Genomic DNA, 18,797 nt, shown 5'->3' on the forward strand with positions numbered 1-18,797 from the left:
ATTATAAACACAATTGTATAATTTAGACCAAGGACGTAACATGAAATTTCACATTTTTGTTGGATTGCTGTGTGTCCTGCCGCTAGGTTATGCCTCTGCTGCCGCTTTAGAACGTAGCGGTCAATCGGTACATGCATTATTTGAAAAAGGAAATTATGCGGAAGTCGCTTTGCTACACGTGGATACCAATATTTCAGGTCAGGTACAGCATCAACAAAATATTGCCGAATTAGGCGTTCAAGATTTTTCAACAGGCAATTTAGTCAATAATCAACACTTCATCCAAGCTGCATTAAAATTACAACCACATCCACAAATTTCTGTGGCGTTATTATTTGACCAACCTTATTTTGTTGATGTGGATTATCACTATAGTCCTATTCTTTCAGGCGAACCTTTACCTATAGAAAATGCAGATATTAAGTTTGACTCAAGAAATATTACAGCGCTTATTGGCTATCAACCCACACAACATTGGAACCTCTTTACAGGTCTGAGTTACCAGTCATTTTCAGGTGATCTGAAAATTGGTACACAAGTTGACTATACCTTTTTTGATTATCACGTACATTTTCCAAAAGACCATGCGTGGGGTTGGTTGGCAGGTGTAAGCTACCAAATTCCTGAATATGCATTTAATACAGCAATTACCTATCGCTCTAAAATCAAGCACAGTACCAATGCAAGCGAAAGTATTTGGGGATTTCCTTTAGAGATTGCACCACAACAAGCAACTGAAATTCAGACACCTGAATCGGTGAATTTAGATTTTCACACAGGTTTACCTGCACAAAATTTTCTGTATGGATCATTGCGATGGGTCAATTGGCAATATTTTAAAATTCAACCCACTCAATTTGCAGCAATTCTGCAATCTGAAGGACTAGGTAATCAGTTCAACCTGATTGATTATCAAAAGAATCAATGGTCTACGCGTTTGGGTTTTGCCCATCAATGGTCACCCAAGTGGATCACTGCGGTGGAAGGATTATGGGATTCTGGTGCAGGTAATCCTGCCTCAAGTTTAAACCCTGTAGATGGTTATGTTGGTGTTGGTACGGGCGCAGTTTATCACTTTAACCCCAAAACGTTTATGATTGCAGGTCTGCATTATTTGCACTTTACCAAGCCAGACACGGTACAACCACAGTCATTGATCACTCAAATTTCAAGTTTTTCTTCACTCGAACAACGTGAGGCTTGGGTTTATCACTTGAAATTAGCACATCGCTTTTAAGACACAAAAAACGAGCCGAAGCTCGTTTTTTAAGGTTTAGCTAAAACTAATGGATATTACCAGTGGTAACTTACACCTAGTTTAGCAACTGGCATCCATTCGTATTTGTCATCGTTACGAATTTTTTCTGCTTCTCTGTTCGCAGCAGTTTGACCATTATCAACACCACCTACTTCCTGCAATCCAACAGATTCCAAATTCACACTTGGGTTACCTGTGTAGAAAGCACCGACTTCACCAAACACACCCCAGTTATTGTTAATTTTCGGTGCAAAACCTAGACCTAAATACGGTGCAATGTCATTTTTGTAAGACATATCACCTTTCACATAACCTTGACCACTTGGGGCATTAAAGTTTTGGTCACCAATTTTCAAAGTATCATTGGCATTATTTAATCGTTTCTCTAAGCCGTATTCATTATCAATATAACCAACACCAGCAGCTACATAAACGCCTTGTGCCCATTTACTTGGACTTGCACCCCATGGACGAATCTCCGCATTTAAATAGGTCAAGTTATTGTCCATATCCATATCGTACTTAGTACCATCAATAGATAAGTCATCCGACCAAGAAATATCGCCACCGTTATAACCCAGCGCTAAACCCACATACGGGTTTGCAGTCCAAAGCAATGCACCGCCATAACCTGTTGTACCTACTTCAGCACGTACACCTGTTGGAATTAATTGGTTACGATCAAACGCATAGCCATCTTTTACCACAGCTGTATCTGCCATTGCAGAGCCTGCAACTGCTGCCAATACCGAAGCGGCTAAAAATGTATGTAAAGTTTTCATTGTGTTTCTCCTCAAACTAAAACTTTTTGAATTTTCATTCGTTTTTTCATGAGAAAACTATAGAGCATGTTGCGTTTAGCTTTTATGCAAAATTCACCCCGTTTTTGTTATTTTTTGATACAAACTTATTGTTTATTGCAAAAGCATTTATTTTCAAAACTTCAACAATTTAGCGCGCAACTTAACTTGTTTATCTTAATAAGGATAAATTCCAATCTGTTCCAATTTTTATCTATTCCTCACTCAATATAGTGTAAAATCTTTGGAAAATTTTTTTCTGGTAAGAACATCGATGTCTCAGCTTTCAACAATCATTGAACAAGCATTTGAAGACCGCGCTAATTTCAGCGCTGCAGATTGTCCCTCTGAAATTCGTCAGGCAGTTGAACAAGCAATTGCAGGTTTAGATAACGGCACATTACGCGTTGCTGAAAAAATTAATGGTGAGTGGATCGTTCACCAATGGTTAAAAAAGGCAGTTTTGTTATCTTTTAAACTCAATGATAACAAGCCAATTGAATCTTGCGATTTGCGTTTCTACGACAAAGTAGACACGAAATTTACAGGTTGGACTGACGAGCAATTCAAACAAGCAGGTGTGCGTGTTGTACCGCCAGCAGTTGCACGTAAAGGTTCATTCCAAGCCAAAAATGTGGTGTTAATGCCATCTTATGTCAATATTGGCGCTTATGTAGATGAAGGCACCATGGTTGATACATGGGCAACTGTAGGTTCATGTGCACAAATTGGTAAAAACGTGCATTTATCGGGTGGTGTAGGTATTGGTGGTGTACTTGAGCCACTTCAAGCAAACCCAACTATTATTGAAGACAACTGCTTCATTGGCGCACGTTCTGAAATTGTTGAAGGCGTGATTGTGGAAGAAGGTTCTGTCATTTCTATGGGCGTTTATATTGGTCAATCGACCAAAATTTATGACCGTGAAACTGGCGAAATCCATTATGGTCGTGTACCTGCAGGTTCGGTGGTAGTTTCTGGCAACCTGCCTTCTAAATGTGGCACTTATAGCTTGTATGCTGCTATCATTGTGAAGAAAGTAGATGCGAAAACCCGTGCAAAAACCAGTTTGAACGACTTATTACGCGAAGACTAAACTTTTTTTAGTTTTCTCCATCTCTACGGCCAGCAATGACCGTAGGGATTTTTGTTTTTTACATACTGTGATGAATTTTATGAATACCCTCCGATCTTCCGCTATTCCTGTTTCTGATCCGTCTGCGGGTTTACGCATCACGGAGATTTTCTATTCATTGCAGGGCGAAGCCAATACATCGGGCTTGCCAACCGTGTTTATTCGTTTAACGGGTTGTCCATTGCGTTGCCATTACTGTGATACCACTTATTCTTTTGAAGGTGGCGAACGTCAATCTTTAGATGACATCATCCAAACCACGCTAGAATTTAAAACACCGTATGTATGTGTGACGGGCGGTGAACCTCTGGCTCAACCGAATGCACTGCCACTCATGCAACGCTTGGCAGATTTAGGTTGTGAAGTGTCTTTGGAAACCAGTGGAGCTTTAGATATTTCTAAAGTGGATAACCGTGTGTCGAAGGTGCTGGATTTAAAAACCCCTGCATCGGGTGAAATGTCACGCAACTTATTATCAAATTTAGATTTTTTAAACCCACATGATCAAATCAAATTTGTGATTTGCAATCATGACGATTATCTTTGGGCGAAGCAGCAAGTTGAGCAATATCAGTTGCATAAAAAAGTCGATACAGTGTGGTTCTCCCCTGCATTTGCTGTCGAAAAAGGTGCAGTCGCCTTGCCACAACTTGCACGTGATTTGGCACAGTGGATTTTAGCCGACCATCTCCCTGTTCGTTTCCAATTGCAATTACATAAATTGCTTTGGAATGATGAAACAGGTCGTTAATCTCCTCACGAATCCCCATTCGTATTGACGTCAATCTTCACACTTTTGCTCAAGTTCTATCGCTATATTTTAAAATTTGGAGTTCAATTATGCGCCCTCGTGCCATTGTATTGTTATCTGGTGGATTAGACTCAACCACGTGTTTGGCATGGGCACAAGCGCGTTATGAATGTATTGCACTTAGTTTTATGTATGGTCAACGCTCGACTACAGAGCTAGATGCTGCACGTGCCTTGACTAAAAATGCAGGCATTGAGCATCGTGTGATTAATATTGATTTAGGCAACTTGGGCGGTTCTGCCCTGACCGATCACAGCATTGAAGTACCTGATCATGAGCAAGAAGGTATTCCTGTGACTTATGTGCCTGCGCGTAATACCATCTTCCTGTCTTATGCTTTGGCAGCTGCCGAAGTTTTTGATGCAGAAGCAATTGTGATTGGTATTAATGCGGTAGATTATTCGGGCTATCCTGACTGTCGTCCTGAATTTATTGATGCTTTTGCCAATATGGCACGCTTGGCAACCAAAGTTGGCGTAGAAGGCAAACCGTTAAAATTTGAGACACCTTTGTTACATTTATCCAAAGCAAATATTATTCGCTTAGGTATTGAACATGGCGTAGACTATAGTCAAACGGTTTCTTGCTACCAAGCAGATGACCAAGGACGTGCTTGTGGTAAATGTGACAGCTGTCGCTTACGCAAACAAGGTTTTGCCGATGCTGGTGTTGCAGACCCAACGCGTTATATACCGTCATAACAAGGTAAAGTGTATGAAAAATTTAAAATCAAACATTATAGTTTCTGCGATTATGTCTGTTGCTGCATTATTCGCAACAACGACACACGCAAATAATGACAAGTTGCAACAAGCATATAAAAGCACCAATGTAAAAGCAGCTTTAATTAATGTTTGTAAAGAAGAAACTGCAAAAGGCAAAAAACTAACTACAGCTGAAGTAAGCAAATATTGTACTTGTGCAGTAGAAGCAGATGGTAAATTAACCAACGCTCAAAAATGGGAAATTCAAAGCGCAATTAACCAGAAAAAGAGCCCTGCGACTTTAGCTTTTGTACAAAAGCAAAATAAAGATTTGCAAACTTGTTTTGGTCCTCAGCTTACAGGTAAATTAAAAACCTTAACTGAAGAAGCAATCAAAGCGGCTGAGAAAAAATAATTTTTCTTAACAATTTCAACTAGCCACTTTATGTGGCTAGTTTTTTATGTGCATGATTTTGGAGAAAAATATGAGCACGACAATTCAATTACCAAATCAAGCTTTTCCTGCAACCACAGGCGAAGTCAATTTAACCGAACTTGGTACAGATTGGTTAATGGTGTATTTTTACCCGAAAGATTCTACCCCAGGCTGCACCACACAAGCTGTCGATTTTACTGCGCTAAAGCCACAATTTGATGCGCTTAATACCACCATCATTGGCATTTCGCGCGACTCAGTCAAAGCCCATCAAAACTTTACCGAAAAACAATCTTTAGGCATCAACTTGATTAGCGATAAAGAAGAAGTATTGTGTCAGTTGTTTGATGTGATTAAAGAAAAAAATATGTATGGCAAAAAAGTTATGGGCATTGAACGCTCTACTTTTATTTTCCATCAAGGTCAATTACTGAAAGAATATCGTAAAGTCAAAGCTGCAGGACATGCCGAGCAAGTGCTTGCGGATTTAACCGCTTTACAAGCTTAATTTTCAGCCTCTAAAAAAACACAATGTTCTGGATGATTGAAAGCTTTTTCAATCATCCTTTTTCATTTAAAAACTGGATTACTCCGTCAAATTACTGCTATCCTGCTGCTGGTATTTGTCTTGTAATTGACGATAAATTTCCGTGTTTTGAAATGCGGTTAAGAAATCAATTGTGCCTTGCGGGAAAAAATTAGGCTGTATTTCCCCACGATAATAAGCCTCACGTGCAGGCGTAGCAGACATGGCATCTTGCAAGCTGTCTAATTCTACCATCTCCCATTCAGGGAAAAACTTTAAATAATAAGACGAGTCATCTTTAAAATGCCCAATTAAACCAACACGATCTTGCGGTTGAATCAATTCACCGACTAAAGATTTGACTAGTTTTTGCCATTTTTCATCATTGTAGACATCTACGACATGCACAAACTTAATCCGTTCTTGCATCTCAGGTGAAAAGTTAGACAAAATCATCTGCTCACGTTCTTTGGCTAAAAACGGATTTTTTAAATTGCGCTCATTTTGTGCAGAACCTAATGCCAAAATCACATAATGACTACGTGCTAACGCAATTTGAATGGTTTGCAAATGCGCCAAATGAAATGGCTGAAAGCGGCCAATGAAAACCAAATAATCAAACGTATATTGCATAATAAATACGCCAATCCTAATTTTGATAACAACATGATGCTATCTGATACGCGGAAATGTCATCCACAACCTGCGTGGTATCAACTCATTATTGTTTTTGCAAGATAATAAATCAAAAACAATAATTGGGCAGGTTTCGTGGATGACAAATGGTTTTGCCTACTTTTGCCAAAACAAAAGTAGGTCGAACCGAAGGTTAATCCTAAAATAGAATTAATAGACGTTAAGATTCCGCCTTGCTTATTCATTTTTTAAATGAACAACCCCAAATTCTAAATAAATTTCACATTGAATTAGGAACGCAAATCTCATCATTCACTAACTTTTTATGAACTCATGAGTTGTGCCAGCGCTGCGAATTTGCGACATAATGAGCCATAAATTCAAACCAATCAAAGCAAGGATAGTACGATGACACTGAGCTGTATTCAACAACCTCACCCACATTTGAATGCGAATTTAGACAATGGCGTACTGACTTTAGCCATCAACCGACCAGAAGCAAAAAACGCGCTGTATGGTGAATTATATTTGTGGATTGCACAAGCCTTAGATGAAGCAGATCAGTCCAACGCAGTACGTTGTGTAATTTTACGTGGCACAGATGCAGATTTTAGTGCTGGCAATGACATGCAAGACTTTATGAAGTCTGCTGCACTTAAAGGACAACTACCTGCTGCCGAAGGCCCTCCATTCATCTTATTAAAATCTGCAGCTAAGTTTTCTAAACCGCTGATTGCAGCTGTACGTGGGGTGGCAATTGGCATTGGTGTCACAATTCTATTACATGCAGATTTGGTATATAGCGACAATACTGCCCTATTCCAAATTCCATTTGTGAGCTTGGGCTTATCGCCTGAAGGTGCATCAAGCAAACTTCTAGTAGAACAAGCAGGCTATCACAAAGCGGCTGAACTGTTGCTAACTGCACAAAAATTCAATAGCGAAACGGCATTATCGGCAAATTTAGTTAATAGCATTGAAACCGATGTCTATGCAACAGCACAACAAAAAGCAGCGCAATTGGCGGCTTTGCCATTGGCTTCACTCAAACAATCTAAAGCCCTCATGAAACATAATGTCGATGAAATCGTGGCGTGGATTGACCATGAAGCAGAAATTTTTATGCAACGTGTCGGTTCAGCAGAAATGATGGAAGCAGTGCAAGCCTTTATGCAAAAACGTAAACCTGATTTCAGCCAATTTAATTAAGCGCTGTTTAGCTGAAATGTACTTACACCCATTTCAAGTGAACTAGATGTTTTAAAACCACATTCATTTTGGCTGAATGTGGTTTTTTCTTTATTCGCCCCCATATTCTGCAATGTGCTGTCAATCATTAAAAAATTGAGGAAAATTGTAATGTCTAATCCAAATCCAACCGATGTTAAAGCTGAAAAAAAAGAACGTTATTTTGAACCTGCACCACAAGATATTGATGTAGAAAACTTTAAAAAAGTCATTCAAAGCCGTCGTTCGGTGCGTAAATTTACCGACAAAGCCATTCCTGCAGAAGTATTGGATGATTGTTTAGATATGGCTTTATTGGCTCCAAACTCATCTAATTTACAACCGTGGACTTTTGTCGTGGTGCAAAATCCTGCCAAGAAAAAACAACTGGTTAAAGCCTGCTTAGGACAACTCGCTGCTCGTACTGCAGCAGAGCTAATCGTGTGTATTGCACGTACAGACCGTGTTGATGAAATGGCAAAAAAGAATATCAGCGAGTTCCCTTTTCATGAAGCACCTGCTGCAGTCAAAAAATATTACAAGTTTATTCCTTATAACTACATGACTGGCTACTTAAACGCAGTAGGTAACTTTAAGAAAGTCGCTTTCAAAATTGCACGTAGTTTAGATAAACAATTACCTGTGACTGCATTTAACCCTGCAGATGCCAAACTTTGGGCAAGTAAAACTACAGCACTCGCCTGTGAAAATATGGTCTTGGCCCTTCGCGCACACGGTTTTGATAGCTGCATGATGGAAGGTTTTGATGAGCCGATGGTACGCAAACTCTTAAAACTGAATGATCAACAATTTCCAGTGATGGTGATTGCTGCAGGTGAACGTGCCGAAGATGGTGTCTTTTTCCCGCAATACCGTTTTGACCGTGACCTATTTATTCAGAAAGTCTAGGGGCTGTTAACATTTCATAAATGGCTTGCGCTGTAGGCTAAAACTGAGCAGATTAGGCATGAAACGCAAGGAATAGCGAGACTATTGCCAAGTTTCATAACGTAATCTGAGAAAGTTTTAGCCACATGAGCAAGAACAAAGCGCTGCTTTGTTTGCTGCGCAAGGGGACGAGCATATTTTTTGCTGCTATTGCGTTATGAGTCAGTCATTTAGAATAACTAAATTTCCTGCCCCATGCCTTATAGCAGCTAAAAAACCTTGCGAGATATATCTCTCACGTCGCAAACATAGATGAAGTGTCAACAGACCCTAATATTTCAACTGTATTTTTAAAACCTAGCCACATTTTGACTCGTGATAAGGCGACAAGGATGTCGCCCGTTAGACTGTGGTACAGGACGTACCATCAGTCTAACAGAGGGCTTTTGTTACTTTTTGCCCGTGAAAAGTAAACTCTATCTACGCAACTTATATTTGCCCCAATCCATATATGAGTGATCGTACAATTCTATTTTTCTTTAAAAATTGGTATTTAAGTCTTTAAAAATTAATATCTAAAAGTTGCATAAACTCAAAGGCAGGCTCTTCGTAAGGATGACTTGCCTTGAGCGCTTTTGCGACTGCCTGAGCATTTTGCTCAGGTACAATAGTTTCCACGCGCCACTCGGCAACGTGTTCCAAAGCATCTAACTCGCCAACAAACGGATTTGCTCCTTTGACAGGTTTAAATTGCCCTGTGCCTAAAACCTGCCATGCACAATGTTCATAATTGCCAATTCCACCTGCACCCGCTGCAAAAATAGCCAGTTTGGTTTCTTCAAGATGAGATTCAGGCACATAATAAATCAGTTTGAGCATATTTAAGCTTCGCTATCCATTTCACAATTAATTAGAAATTAGCATAAAAATTTGAGCATTGTTGCTATTTTGGCAACCTATACGCATCATCCAATCCTCGATTTATATAGCCCCCAAAAAAAATTTAAAGTACGCTTCGCCACAAACTTATCCCCCATTTTGTATAAATTTAGATTTAAAAAGACAAGCCATGTCGCACGCCCCTAGAGCTTTTGTCATTTTTTTGGCATGATGCAAAACAAGCACATAGTGAATAATGATAAATGACTCAAATGCGTTGGTTAGAACTGCTTTCCACAGTTCGAATTGGTAGTAAAAAACAAAGTACAGAACAGGCGCGCAGCCCTTTTCATAAAGATTATGACCGTATTATTTTTTCGCAAAGTTTTAGACAGTTAAACCGTAAAACCCAAGTCCATCCATTGACTCAACACGATGGTATTCACACTCGCCTAACCCATTCTTTAGAAGTGTCTTGTATTGGACGTTCATTAGGGATGTTGGCTGCAGAAAAAATTAAAGATCACTTGCCTATGTGGATTTCCCCTGCCGATGTCGGTGCGATTATTCAAGCTGCTTGCTTGGCACATGATATTGGTAATCCACCTTTCGGGCATGCAGGCGAATATGCCATTCGTGAATGGTTTGATGATGCTTCACACGGCAATTTCCTCGCCAAACTCAGCGATGAAGAAGAAGCTGATGTCCGTCAGTTTGAAGGCAATGCACAAGGTTTACGTCTACTCACCAAAATTGACTATCATCCAAATGATGGCGGCATGCGTTTAACCTATGCCACTTTAGGCGCTTATTTAAAATATCCATGGCTCTCCAAAACCATTGCCGAACAAGGCAACCGCCCTGCCAATCAACGTGATAAATTTGGTTGTTACCAAGCTGAAAAAGAAATTCTCAAACAAATTGCAGAACAACTTGGACTGATTCAATTGGGCGATTATCACTATTGCCGTCATCCACTGACATATTTATTGGAAGCAGCAGATGATATTTGCTATGCCTTAATTGATTTGGAAGATGGCATTATCTTAAACATGCTCAGCTATGAAGAAGTTGAACCGATCTTTTTAAACTTGATTGGTGACTACGGTATTCCAGCAGAACTGGCGATGGCACGTACCACATGGCAACAAAAAATTGCCGCTTTGCGTGGTCGGGTCATGAAGCGTTTGGTCGATGAAGTCACTACAGCATTTGCCAAACACCATTTGGAAATTCTGATGGGACAGCTCAAAGGCAGTCTTTTACAATATTGCTCGGCAGATATTGAAATTGGTATTAATCGCGCCAAAGACTTAGCCCGTGAGAAAATTTTCGAGCATCCACAAAAGGCAGGGCTGGAAATTATTGCGCATCAAAGTTTACAAAACATTTTGGATGCGTTTATTCCACTCACCACGCCACATAAAACCCTAAGTTTTAAAGAGCAGCGTTTAATGTCAATCTTGCAACGCTCAGGGGCAGATTTTGCGCATAATCACTATGACAATATTATGCAAGTCTTGGATATTATCTCTAAGTTTTCAGATCACCAAGCCTATAACTTATCGCAAGAATTACAAGGCAATAAGGTCGCCTTGCTGTAATGAATAATTTGCATATCAATACTTGTATATAAATAGTAGTAGGATTTAAGCGCAGATTTTGCCTTTTGTGAAAATGCGCTCTACTATGCGAACAGCAACTTATTTTAAATTAATCAGTGAATCACAAATATGATCGGATGTCTTATTGGCGAAGTATTGGCTTTAGAAGCACCAACCGTGTTGCTGAATGTGAATGGTGTGGGCTATGAAATTGACACGCCACTCACCACATTTTGCCAATTACAAAAAGGGCAGAAAATTACCCTGTGGACGCATTTAGCTGTGCGTGAAGATGCTCAATTGTTATATGGCTTTTTAGAAGCCCAAGAAAAAACCATTTTCCGTACTTTACTCAAAGTCAATGGTGTCGGCCCGAAAATGGCGCTAGGTATTTTATCAACCTTGAGTGTCGAATTACTGATTCACACCGTAGAACATGAAGACATTAACACCCTGATTAAAGTACCGGGGGTGGGCAAAAAAACCGCTGAACGCCTGATGATTGAATTACGTGATCGCTTTAAAGCCATGTCCAACGAAGTGAGCAGCAGCAATTCCACTGTGACCCAAATTCAGTTTACAGGCAATTCTGCTGTTGCCGAAGCCGAAGCTGCACTGCAGTCTTTAGGTTATAAACCTGCCGAAGCACAAAAACTGATTAATGCAGTTAAGGCCGATTTTACTGAAGCCAGTGATATTATCCGTGCAGCATTAAAGTCGATGAATAAATAAAAGATGCCAACAAACCTAGCGTAAGTTCATCTTTCCAATATTGGATACATGACTGGCGACATGGATGTCGCCCGTTGAGTTGGGGTATAGGGATATACCCTCAACTCAACATAAGATTTTTGTTACTTTTGATCTTTCAAAAGTAAAATCATGCCTTCGCAAAGGCATTTAAACGCAACTCATACTTTGAGGCTGTGCATGCAGCATCAAAATGCCCAGCTCAAGAGATTAGTTAACACGATATGCAAGACCGTCTAATCAGTGGTTCTGAAAAACCCGAAGATCAAATTGATCGCGCCATTCGCCCCACCTCACTCGATGACTATATTGGGCAACCTGTAGTGCGTGAACAAATGGAAATTTTCATTGGTGCAGCCCGTGGACGCGCAGAAGCACTGGACCACACCCTGATTTTTGGACCACCAGGTTTAGGTAAAACCACACTCGCCAATATTATTGCCCGTGAAATGGGCGGCAATCTTAAATCCACTTCAGGGCCTGTCTTGGAACGCGCAGGTGATTTAGCCGCCATGCTGACCAATCTTGAAGAAGGTGATGTGTTATTTATTGATGAAATTCATCGTCTTTCACCTGTGATTGAAGAAATCTTGTATCCAGCGATGGAAGATTATCAACTGGACATCATGATTGGTGAAGGGCCTGCAGCACGCTCCATTAAACTGGACTTGCCACCATTTACCCTTGTCGCCGCTACCACACGTGCAGGCTTACTCACCTCACCGTTACGTGACCGTTTTGGTATTGTGCAGCGTTTGGAATTTTATTCGGTTGAAGATTTGACCCATATTGTCAAACGCTCGGCGAGTTTAATGGATGTGCCAATGACCGATGCAGGAGCCAATGAAGTCGCTCGTCGTTCGCGCGGTACACCACGTATTGCCAACCGATTATTGCGTCGCGTTCGTGACTATGCGCAGGTCAAAGGCACAGGTGAAGTCACGCAAGAGATGGCACAACGTGCGCTAGATATGCTGAATGTCGATAAAGATGGTTTAGATACCTTAGACCGTCGTTATTTATCAATGTTATTAGAGCGTTTTGATGGTGGGCCTGCAGGTGTGGAAGCTTTGGCCGCTGCTATGGCTGAAGACTCTGGCACTTTGGAAGATGTAATTGAACCATACCTAATTCAACAAGGTTATGTAATGCGAACCGCTCGCGGGCGTATTGCCACCAATATGGCGTATTTACAATTTGGGATGACACCGCCAGAGCCAAAAGAAAAATAGCTCAAAGGAAAAAATAGCTTGAAGGGAGCTATCTCCCTTTAAGCTATTAAATATTTAGGTCAATTGGGTCTGTAGATAGACCCTAATTTTCGATGACACGCACATCTTCAACGAGCATTAATTCACACGCGCCCGCCCCTGTGTCATTGCGGCTTAAAGAACTACGCCACTGCCAACCATCTGTGGCAGTGACCTCAACCAATTTACCTTTCAAATAAATCAAATCATCTTCATCAATCTGTTTTAACTGTGTCGCAATCGCGGGCGTTGCAGGAATTAAATGCGTATTGGCACTCATACTTGCAATCTCTTGCACAGGAATTGGTGGTGCTTGTTCATAACGCCAATGATACCAACGGTTGCTTTGACGAATAGACAACTGTTTATACACTTCAGGCTTGGCCATTTCGCCCCATCCCAAAGCAAAATCGACAGGGCTAAGTTCGGCTTCACGTCCAAAATTATAATTTTCACGTGACAATACCCGAAACTCACCTTCATAGGTTTCCAAAGCTTGAATGGTATAGTCTTTAAATTGATGCACTTGCTGCGATGACTGATAGGTTGTGCTATCCGCAATTCCTCCATCTGGCTGGAACAGCGTCATCCACAACAAATACAATATGGCAATTACCACAAAAAATTTAACTAAACGGCTCATGTGCTGCTCATTGGGGTGGATCATCTGCATGTATCAGGCAGGCAGCTAATTTTAACTTAAAAGCATGTTTGAAATCTTGTGCCATTGGACGAAGCGTTGAGAATGATAAACTGCCACGCTATACACAGCTTGACTTATAGCCCCGATTCACGTCAATTTCACAGACACGGCGTAAGCTATAAGTATTGCTTATCAAACAACTTTGCAACATTGAAGCGGAACATCATCATGGCGAATAAATTTGAATTTAAAATTCGTATCTATATGGAAGATACTGATGCAGGCGGCATTGTTTACCACGCCAACCATATTCGCTTTATGGAACGTACCCGTACCGAATGGCTTCGTGCATCGGGTGTTGATCATTATTGGCATCAACAAGATTACAACTTTGTCGTGCATAAAATTAACGTGAAATATTCACGTCCAATCTTAATGGATGACCTAATTACTGTTACAGCAAGTGTAGTTTCGTGTAAAGCGTCATCATTTGTATTGCAACAAAATATTTATCGTGGTGAAATCATGCTTGCATCTGGCGAGGTTGAATTGGCCTGTCTTGGTTCAGATATGAAACCACGTCGTCTGCCAGATGAAATTCGTAGCCTTATTCTGAAAGAATTAGGACAAGATTAAAAAAATGAATTGGCACATGTAGTAACTATGGCAACACAACTCGAATCATCTCTTCAAGTATCAGATCTTATTTTACAAGCAAGTCCTGTTGTTCAGCTGGTAATGCTCTCGCTGCTTTTAGCATCATTATACAGTTGGTATCTGATTGCCAAGTTACACATGAGCTATAAAAAAGCACAGGCAGATGATCAGCATTTCCAAAAAATCTTCTGGTCTGGTGCAGAATTAAATACGCTTTACAACAACGCACAGCTCAATTCAAAACGTGTCGGTTTGGAAGATATTTTCTATCAAGGCTTAGGTGAGTTTTTAAAACTCAAAAAGCGCCAAGCGCCTGCAACACAAACCATTGAAGGCACAGAACGTATTTTACGTGTCGGTTTAAGCCGCGACCAAGCTCAACTTGAACAAGGCTTAGGTGCATTAGCCAGCATTGGTTCGGTTGCGCCATACGTTGGTTTATTTGGTACCGTCTGGGGCATTATGAATGCCTTTATTGGACTGGCAGATGTCGATCAAGTCACATTGGCAACAGTCGCACCAGGGATTGCCGAAGCCCTCATTGCCACAGCCATTGGTTTATTTGCCGCCATTCCTGCGGTACTTGCCTTTAACCATTACACCGCCAAAGGCGAAGCGATTTATTCTGATCGTGCTTTATTTGCCGAAGAAATGGTGGCTTTATTACAACGTCAATCTTTAGGCAATACTAAGGATCACGACTAATGGCCATTCAACGCTCAGGACGCTTCGAGCGCATTAAGAAACCACTCAAAAGTGACATGAATGTAGTGCCCTATATTGATGTCATGTTGGTGTTATTGGTGATTTTTATGGTTACTGCACCGATGATTACCAGTGGGATTCAAGTCGATTTACCTCAAGCCAATGGTAATCCAATTGAATCGAAAGATGCCCCTGCTTTGGTGACTTTAAATAAAGATGGGCAATATTTTTTAGAATACAAAGAACACAAAGCCGAACCTTTGGAATTAGCCCAACTGAAACAAATTTTGACCGATGCTCAAATTCAAGCCAAAGCTGAAAACAAAGAGTTTCAGGTTGTTATTCGCGGTCATAATACACGCCCTTATGGTGATGTGATTGCGTTAATGTCTGACTTACAAGATGCGGGTTTAACCCAAGTTGGATTGCTGACCGAGCCTTTAAAGTAATTTATGAAAGATTTTAAAAAGCCACCTTTTCAACAAAAAGCCATCGCGATTGGGTTCACCGTAGGTGTCCACCTTATCGCAGTGGTTGGCTTGCTTTATTTGGGCATGAGTAAAGCACCTGAGCCGCCTAAACCCATTAAAACGGTATTAATAAAACCAGAAGATTTAAAACCCTTATTAGAAACTAAATCTGCTGAAACCACACATGAAAATGTAGCAGAGCAAATTACTCAAACAGCCGAGCCTGCTCTTGAACCTGCCCCTGTCATTCCAACACCTGCAGCGGCTCCTACGCCACCCGCTCCTCAAGTTGATACACAAAAAACTGCACAAGCAGCAGAGGCTCAAGCACGTGCAGAACGACAAGCTGCTGAAGCCAAACAAATTGCAGAGCGACAAAAACTAGAAGCTGAACGCTTAAAAGCTCAACAAGCACGCGCCGAAGAACGTGCTCAACGAGAAGCTGACGCCAAAGCAAAAGCTCAAGCCGATGCCAAAGCACGTGCTGAAGCAGATGCTGTACGTCGTAAAGAAGCCGAAGCCCTGAAAAAAGCAGAAGCGGCAGAAAGACGTCAACTCGAAGCCAATGCAGCAGCAAAACGCAAAGCTGAAGCAGATGCAAAAGCCAAGGCAGATGCTGAGGCAAAACGTAAAGCTGACGCAGATGCAAAAGCCAAAGCTGATGCAAAACGTAAAGCTGACGCAGATGCAAAAACCAAAGCAGATGCCGATGCAAAACGTAAAGCTGCAGCAGATGCAAAAGCCAAAGCTGATGCCGACGCAAAACGTAAAGCTGCTGCAGATGCAAAAGCCAAAGCTGATGCCGAAGCAAAACGTAAGGCTGACGCAGATGCAAAAGCCAAAGCTGATGCCGAAGCGAAGGCACGTGCCGATACTGAAGCCAAAGCTTCAGCTGCCAAACAAGCTGCAGAAGAAGCTGCTCAAAAAAAGGCTGAAGTACGACGCATTGCATCCACTGCTAAACGCGATTTCGAAAATAAAATCAGACGAGCGTGGGATACCCCAGCTGGTTCTTCGGGTCAACGTGCAACTGCCCGCGTGACTTTAAGTGACAGTGGCGCAGTTCAGTCTGTCGTGGTTAATTCTAGCGACCCTGACATGAAAGCCAGTGTAGAAGCTGCTGTTCGTGCTGCCGCACCTTATCCGATGCCATCAGACCCAGATGCACGACGCGAAGCACGTAGCTTCACCTCTACCTTTACAGCGCAATAAGTTACCAGTTAGCCGAATAACATCTATTTGGCTAACTCCTTCTCAAAATATTTACGAGTATAAATAAATTTAAATTTTCACAGTGTTATAACAGTTTTATTATAAATTCATGCTTTCATTCCTACCAAAGTATGCCATTATGTACCACAATTACATCCAAAAAAGTTATGTTGATTTGAGAAAATAGCGAATGATGGAAACAACGCGTAAACACCTACTTTGTCTTGCTATTTTAACTGCGCTTAGCCCAGTTTTAAGCACACAATCTTTTGCACAACTGCATTTAGAAATTGCCAAAGCACCAGAAGAAGCACCTAAAATTGCGATTGTGCCGTTTGGCAATGATCAAAGTATTTATCCTATTGTAGAAAACGATTTAAACCGTTCAGGCAAATTCACCAGTTCATCTAAAAACCTTGCTGCAACTGCAAGCATGAACAATCCAAATGCAGCTGCATGGCAAGCCGCAGGTGTACCTTATGTGGTGACGGGAAATGTCAAAGCCACTGCAGAAGGCGGTTATGAAGTTCATTACCAACTTTATGATGTGCAAAAACAGCAATACTTATTGAATGAATTATTAAGCGTGCCTGCGTCACGCGTACGTTCTGCTGCACACATGATCAGTGATGCCATTTATGAAGCACTCACGGGCATTAAAGGTGACTTTAGCGGACGCATTGCTTATGTACTGCGCAACCCTGCAACACCTGAACAACGCTATACCCTGCAAATTGCCGATACTGATGGTGAACAGCCTAAAACCATTTTGACTTCGCGTGATCCTATTTTATCGCCTGCGTGGACACCAGATGCCAAAAAAATTGCCTATGTGTCGTTTGAAACCAAACGCCCTGCTATTTATGTGCAAGATTTGGCGACAGGTCAGCGTGAAAAATTAGCCAGTTTCCGTGGTTTAAATGGTGCTCCAAGCTTCTCACCAGATGGTCAAAGTATGTTGTTTACCGCATCCATGCATGGCAATCCAGAAATTTATCAAATGAATTTAAGCACCCGTGAACTGCGACGCATGACCAATGACAGTGCGATTGATACCGAAGCACGTTATGCACCAGATGGTAAATCATTTATTTACACTTCAGATCGTGGTGGTTCCGCACAAATTTATCGTTATGACTTTGCCACAGGCAGCAGCAAACGCCTAACCTTCCGCGGTGCATTTAACGCACGTGGTACGCTCAGTGCCGATGGTCGTAAACTGGCATTGGTGCATCGCCCAAGTGGCAGTAATTACAAAGTCGCAATTCAAGACATCAACACCAATATCACCAATATTTTAACCCCAACCAGTTTGGATGAGTCGCCAAGCTTCTCACCAAATGGGCAAATGGTGGTGTATGCAACGCGCGAAGGCGCACGTGGCTTATTGTCAATTATGTCTTTAGACGGTCGCTTCCGCATGAACTTACCTAGTGAACAAGGTGAAGTGCGTGAACCTGCGTGGGCACCAAAATAATGAGTACCCGCAAGGTAAACACTTTTCAGTTCTGTTTTAAAACCAAAAATCAAGCTTCATGGAGATGAGGATGAACGCAGTTAAATTATTGGTACTCCCTGTTTTGGCATCAGCTTTAGTGATGACAGGTTGTGCAAACCGCAAACCAACGACTGACTCACAAGCAGGTCAAACACCAAGTGGTGCAACTACAGTCAACACCCAAGGTTTGAGTGAAGATGCAGCTTTAAATGCACAAAACCTTGCAGGTGCATCTGCCAAAGGTGTAACCGAAGCCAACAAAGCTTTCTTGGCAAAGCGCGTGGTGCATTTTGACTACGACAGCAGCGAATTATCTAATGATGATTACCAGACCCTACAAGCACATGCACAGTTTCTAATGGTGAATGCCAACTCTAAAGTAGCGCTTACAGGTCATACCGATGAACGCGGTACACGCGAATACAACATGGCTTTAGGCGAGCGTCGTGCCAAAGCGGTTGAGAGCTTCTTAATCACCAGCGGCGTTAACGCAGGTCAGCTTGAAGCAGTGAGCTATGGTAAAGAAATGCCAGTCAACCCTGGACATGATGAAAATGCATGGAAAGAAAACCGTCGCGTAGAAATTAACTACGAAGCTGTTCCACCATTATTGAAATAATAATTTGCTGTTTGGGAAAAACTCGTTTAGAACGTGTTTCCCCAATACGAAAAAAGCGCTCTTTATTACAAGGGCGCTTTTTTATGACA

General features: G+C 41.4%; 21 protein-coding genes. 17 read left to right on the forward strand and 4 right to left on the reverse strand.

All coding sequences use genetic code 11. From position 1 onward, the window contains the following. Positions 1–40: 40 nt before the first annotated feature. On the forward strand, positions 41–1,237 hold the full coding sequence (locus VF675_RS11485; protein WP_179989037.1) for an outer membrane protein transport protein: 1,197 nt from the start codon (positions 41–43) through the stop codon (positions 1,235–1,237). Positions 1,238–1,293: 56 nt separating this feature from the next. On the opposite strand, the gene carO is transcribed toward VF675_RS11485, so the two are convergent. Beyond that, positions 1,294–2,040, reverse strand: coding sequence for an ornithine uptake porin CarO (carO, locus tag VF675_RS11490; RefSeq protein WP_253131420.1), 747 nt, complete (start codon positions 2,038–2,040; stop codon positions 1,294–1,296). A 292-nt stretch (positions 2,041–2,332) separates the two neighbouring features. Between carO and dapD the strand changes: the two genes are divergently transcribed. From dapD to VF675_RS11515, 5 genes are all read left to right on the forward strand, one after another. Continuing rightward, positions 2,333–3,154, forward strand: a complete 822-nt coding sequence (gene dapD / locus VF675_RS11495) for a 2,3,4,5-tetrahydropyridine-2,6-dicarboxylate N-succinyltransferase (RefSeq protein WP_131261166.1) — start codon at positions 2,333–2,335, stop codon at positions 3,152–3,154. A gap of 79 nt (positions 3,155–3,233) precedes the next feature. After that, on the forward strand, positions 3,234–3,944 hold the full coding sequence (gene queE / locus VF675_RS11500; RefSeq protein ID WP_136144777.1) for a 7-carboxy-7-deazaguanine synthase QueE: 711 nt from the start codon (positions 3,234–3,236) through the stop codon (positions 3,942–3,944). 89 nt (positions 3,945–4,033) lie between these two features. After that, on the forward strand, positions 4,034–4,705 hold the full coding sequence (queC, locus tag VF675_RS11505; RefSeq protein WP_136144778.1) for a 7-cyano-7-deazaguanine synthase QueC: 672 nt from the start codon (positions 4,034–4,036) through the stop codon (positions 4,703–4,705). Positions 4,706–4,718: 13 nt separating this feature from the next. Next, positions 4,719–5,123, forward strand: coding sequence for a hypothetical protein (locus VF675_RS11510; protein ID WP_440205248.1), 405 nt, complete (start codon positions 4,719–4,721; stop codon positions 5,121–5,123). Between the two features lie 70 nt (positions 5,124–5,193). Next, complete coding sequence (locus VF675_RS11515) at positions 5,194–5,652, forward strand: peroxiredoxin (RefSeq protein ID WP_440205249.1); 459 nt, start codon at positions 5,194–5,196, stop codon at positions 5,650–5,652. Between the two features lie 78 nt (positions 5,653–5,730). On the opposite strand, the gene VF675_RS11520 is transcribed toward VF675_RS11515, so the two are convergent. Beyond that, a complete protein-coding gene (locus VF675_RS11520; RefSeq protein WP_096901115.1) occupies positions 5,731–6,303 on the reverse strand; it encodes a nicotinate-nicotinamide nucleotide adenylyltransferase in 573 nt (190 codons plus the stop codon). A 411-nt stretch (positions 6,304–6,714) separates the two neighbouring features. On the opposite strand from VF675_RS11520, the gene VF675_RS11525 reads away from it, so the two are divergent. Both VF675_RS11525 and VF675_RS11530 read left to right on the forward strand, forming a co-directional pair. After that, complete coding sequence (locus tag VF675_RS11525; protein ID WP_131261168.1) at positions 6,715–7,515, forward strand: enoyl-CoA hydratase-related protein; 801 nt, start codon at positions 6,715–6,717, stop codon at positions 7,513–7,515. Positions 7,516–7,665: 150 nt separating this feature from the next. Then, on the forward strand, positions 7,666–8,442 hold the full coding sequence (locus VF675_RS11530) for a nitroreductase family protein (protein ID WP_346791504.1): 777 nt from the start codon (positions 7,666–7,668) through the stop codon (positions 8,440–8,442). A gap of 540 nt (positions 8,443–8,982) precedes the next feature. Here the strand turns inward: VF675_RS11530 and VF675_RS11535 are convergent. Further along, positions 8,983–9,300 carry an NGG1p interacting factor NIF3 gene (locus VF675_RS11535; protein ID WP_096901118.1) on the reverse strand — a complete coding sequence of 106 codons (318 nt, stop codon included), beginning with the start codon at positions 9,298–9,300 and terminating at the stop codon, positions 8,983–8,985. Between the two features lie 263 nt (positions 9,301–9,563). On the opposite strand from VF675_RS11535, the gene VF675_RS11540 reads away from it, so the two are divergent. The 3 genes from VF675_RS11540 (at position 9,564) to ruvB (ending at position 12,886) form a co-directional block, all read left to right on the forward strand. Next, positions 9,564–10,904, forward strand: a complete 1,341-nt coding sequence (locus VF675_RS11540) for a deoxyguanosinetriphosphate triphosphohydrolase (RefSeq protein ID WP_440205250.1) — start codon at positions 9,564–9,566, stop codon at positions 10,902–10,904. Between the two features lie 129 nt (positions 10,905–11,033). Then, positions 11,034–11,636 carry a Holliday junction branch migration protein RuvA gene (gene ruvA, locus VF675_RS11545; RefSeq protein ID WP_178865673.1) on the forward strand — a complete coding sequence of 201 codons (603 nt, stop codon included), beginning with the start codon at positions 11,034–11,036 and terminating at the stop codon, positions 11,634–11,636. 242 nt (positions 11,637–11,878) lie between these two features. Then, positions 11,879–12,886, forward strand: a complete 1,008-nt coding sequence (gene ruvB, locus VF675_RS11550) for a Holliday junction branch migration DNA helicase RuvB (RefSeq protein WP_004971787.1) — start codon at positions 11,879–11,881, stop codon at positions 12,884–12,886. A gap of 82 nt (positions 12,887–12,968) precedes the next feature. Here the strand turns inward: ruvB and VF675_RS11555 are convergent, their stop codons facing one another. After that, positions 12,969–13,547 (reverse strand): hypothetical protein, encoded by a 579-nt coding sequence (locus VF675_RS11555; protein WP_440205251.1) that lies wholly within the window; start codon positions 13,545–13,547, stop codon positions 12,969–12,971. Positions 13,548–13,775: 228 nt separating this feature from the next. On the opposite strand from VF675_RS11555, the gene ybgC reads away from it, so the two are divergent. The 6 genes from ybgC to pal all read left to right on the forward strand — a co-directional run bounded on the left by ybgC (position 13,776) and on the right by pal (position 18,708). Continuing rightward, the gene (gene ybgC, locus VF675_RS11560) at positions 13,776–14,183 is read left to right on the forward strand and encodes a tol-pal system-associated acyl-CoA thioesterase (protein ID WP_004971791.1); all 408 of its coding nucleotides are present in this window, start codon (positions 13,776–13,778) and stop codon (positions 14,181–14,183) included. 27 nt (positions 14,184–14,210) lie between these two features. Further along, a complete protein-coding gene (tolQ, locus tag VF675_RS11565; protein ID WP_104851739.1) occupies positions 14,211–14,909 on the forward strand; it encodes a protein TolQ in 699 nt (232 codons plus the stop codon). Beyond that, positions 14,909–15,358: a protein TolR gene (gene tolR / locus VF675_RS11570; protein ID WP_070154130.1), complete on the forward strand. Its 450-nt coding sequence runs from the start codon at positions 14,909–14,911 to the stop codon at positions 15,356–15,358. The genes tolQ and tolR overlap by 1 nt, the downstream gene beginning before the upstream one ends. A 3-nt stretch (positions 15,359–15,361) precedes the next feature. After that, positions 15,362–16,591, forward strand: a complete 1,230-nt coding sequence (gene tolA, locus VF675_RS11575; protein ID WP_225543459.1) for a cell envelope integrity protein TolA — start codon at positions 15,362–15,364, stop codon at positions 16,589–16,591. Positions 16,592–16,784: 193 nt separating this feature from the next. Beyond that, positions 16,785–18,068, forward strand: coding sequence for a Tol-Pal system beta propeller repeat protein TolB (tolB, locus tag VF675_RS11580; protein ID WP_026438303.1), 1,284 nt, complete (start codon positions 16,785–16,787; stop codon positions 18,066–18,068). A gap of 70 nt (positions 18,069–18,138) precedes the next feature. Further along, the gene (pal, locus tag VF675_RS11585) at positions 18,139–18,708 is read left to right on the forward strand and encodes a peptidoglycan-associated lipoprotein Pal (protein ID WP_440205252.1); all 570 of its coding nucleotides are present in this window, start codon (positions 18,139–18,141) and stop codon (positions 18,706–18,708) included. The last annotated feature ends 89 nt before the right edge of the window (positions 18,709–18,797 follow it).

It is taken from the genome of Acinetobacter sp. Lyrl_1, assembly GCF_051948795.1.
In the GTDB taxonomy this organism is placed as follows: Bacteria; Pseudomonadota; Gammaproteobacteria; order Pseudomonadales; family Moraxellaceae; genus Acinetobacter; species Acinetobacter towneri.

Excerpts from the sequence above, each read along its gene's own strand:
- dapD (WP_131261166.1), top strand. The coding sequence starts at position 2,333 with ATGTCTCAGCTTTCAACAATCATTGAACAAGCATTTGAAGACCGCGCT.
- tolB (WP_026438303.1), top strand. The coding sequence starts at position 16,785 with ATGGAAACAACGCGTAAACACCTACTTTGTCTTGCTATTTTAACTGCG.
- tolA (WP_225543459.1), top strand. The coding sequence starts at position 15,362 with ATGAAAGATTTTAAAAAGCCACCTTTTCAACAAAAAGCCATCGCGATT.
- ruvA (WP_178865673.1), top strand. The coding sequence starts at position 11,034 with ATGATCGGATGTCTTATTGGCGAAGTATTGGCTTTAGAAGCACCAACC.
- ruvB (WP_004971787.1), top strand. The coding sequence starts at position 11,879 with ATGCAAGACCGTCTAATCAGTGGTTCTGAAAAACCCGAAGATCAAATT.
- VF675_RS11525 (WP_131261168.1), top strand. The coding sequence starts at position 6,715 with ATGACACTGAGCTGTATTCAACAACCTCACCCACATTTGAATGCGAAT.
- queE (WP_136144777.1), top strand. The coding sequence starts at position 3,234 with ATGAATACCCTCCGATCTTCCGCTATTCCTGTTTCTGATCCGTCTGCG.
- VF675_RS11515 (WP_440205249.1), top strand. The coding sequence starts at position 5,194 with ATGAGCACGACAATTCAATTACCAAATCAAGCTTTTCCTGCAACCACA.
- ybgC (WP_004971791.1), top strand. The coding sequence starts at position 13,776 with ATGGCGAATAAATTTGAATTTAAAATTCGTATCTATATGGAAGATACT.
- queC (WP_136144778.1), top strand. The coding sequence starts at position 4,034 with ATGCGCCCTCGTGCCATTGTATTGTTATCTGGTGGATTAGACTCAACC.
- tolQ (WP_104851739.1), top strand. The coding sequence starts at position 14,211 with ATGGCAACACAACTCGAATCATCTCTTCAAGTATCAGATCTTATTTTA.
- VF675_RS11510 (WP_440205248.1), top strand. The coding sequence starts at position 4,719 with ATGAAAAATTTAAAATCAAACATTATAGTTTCTGCGATTATGTCTGTT.
- VF675_RS11540 (WP_440205250.1), top strand. The coding sequence starts at position 9,564 with ATGACTCAAATGCGTTGGTTAGAACTGCTTTCCACAGTTCGAATTGGT.
- pal (WP_440205252.1), top strand. The coding sequence starts at position 18,139 with ATGAACGCAGTTAAATTATTGGTACTCCCTGTTTTGGCATCAGCTTTA.
- VF675_RS11555 (WP_440205251.1), bottom strand. The coding sequence starts at position 13,547 with ATGAGCCGTTTAGTTAAATTTTTTGTGGTAATTGCCATATTGTATTTG.
- VF675_RS11530 (WP_346791504.1), top strand. The coding sequence starts at position 7,666 with ATGTCTAATCCAAATCCAACCGATGTTAAAGCTGAAAAAAAAGAACGT.
- VF675_RS11535 (WP_096901118.1), bottom strand. The coding sequence starts at position 9,300 with ATGCTCAAACTGATTTATTATGTGCCTGAATCTCATCTTGAAGAAACC.
- tolR (WP_070154130.1), top strand. The coding sequence starts at position 14,909 with ATGGCCATTCAACGCTCAGGACGCTTCGAGCGCATTAAGAAACCACTC.
- carO (WP_253131420.1), bottom strand. The coding sequence starts at position 2,040 with ATGAAAACTTTACATACATTTTTAGCCGCTTCGGTATTGGCAGCAGTT.
- VF675_RS11485 (WP_179989037.1), top strand. The coding sequence starts at position 41 with ATGAAATTTCACATTTTTGTTGGATTGCTGTGTGTCCTGCCGCTAGGT.
- VF675_RS11520 (WP_096901115.1), bottom strand. The coding sequence starts at position 6,303 with ATGCAATATACGTTTGATTATTTGGTTTTCATTGGCCGCTTTCAGCCA.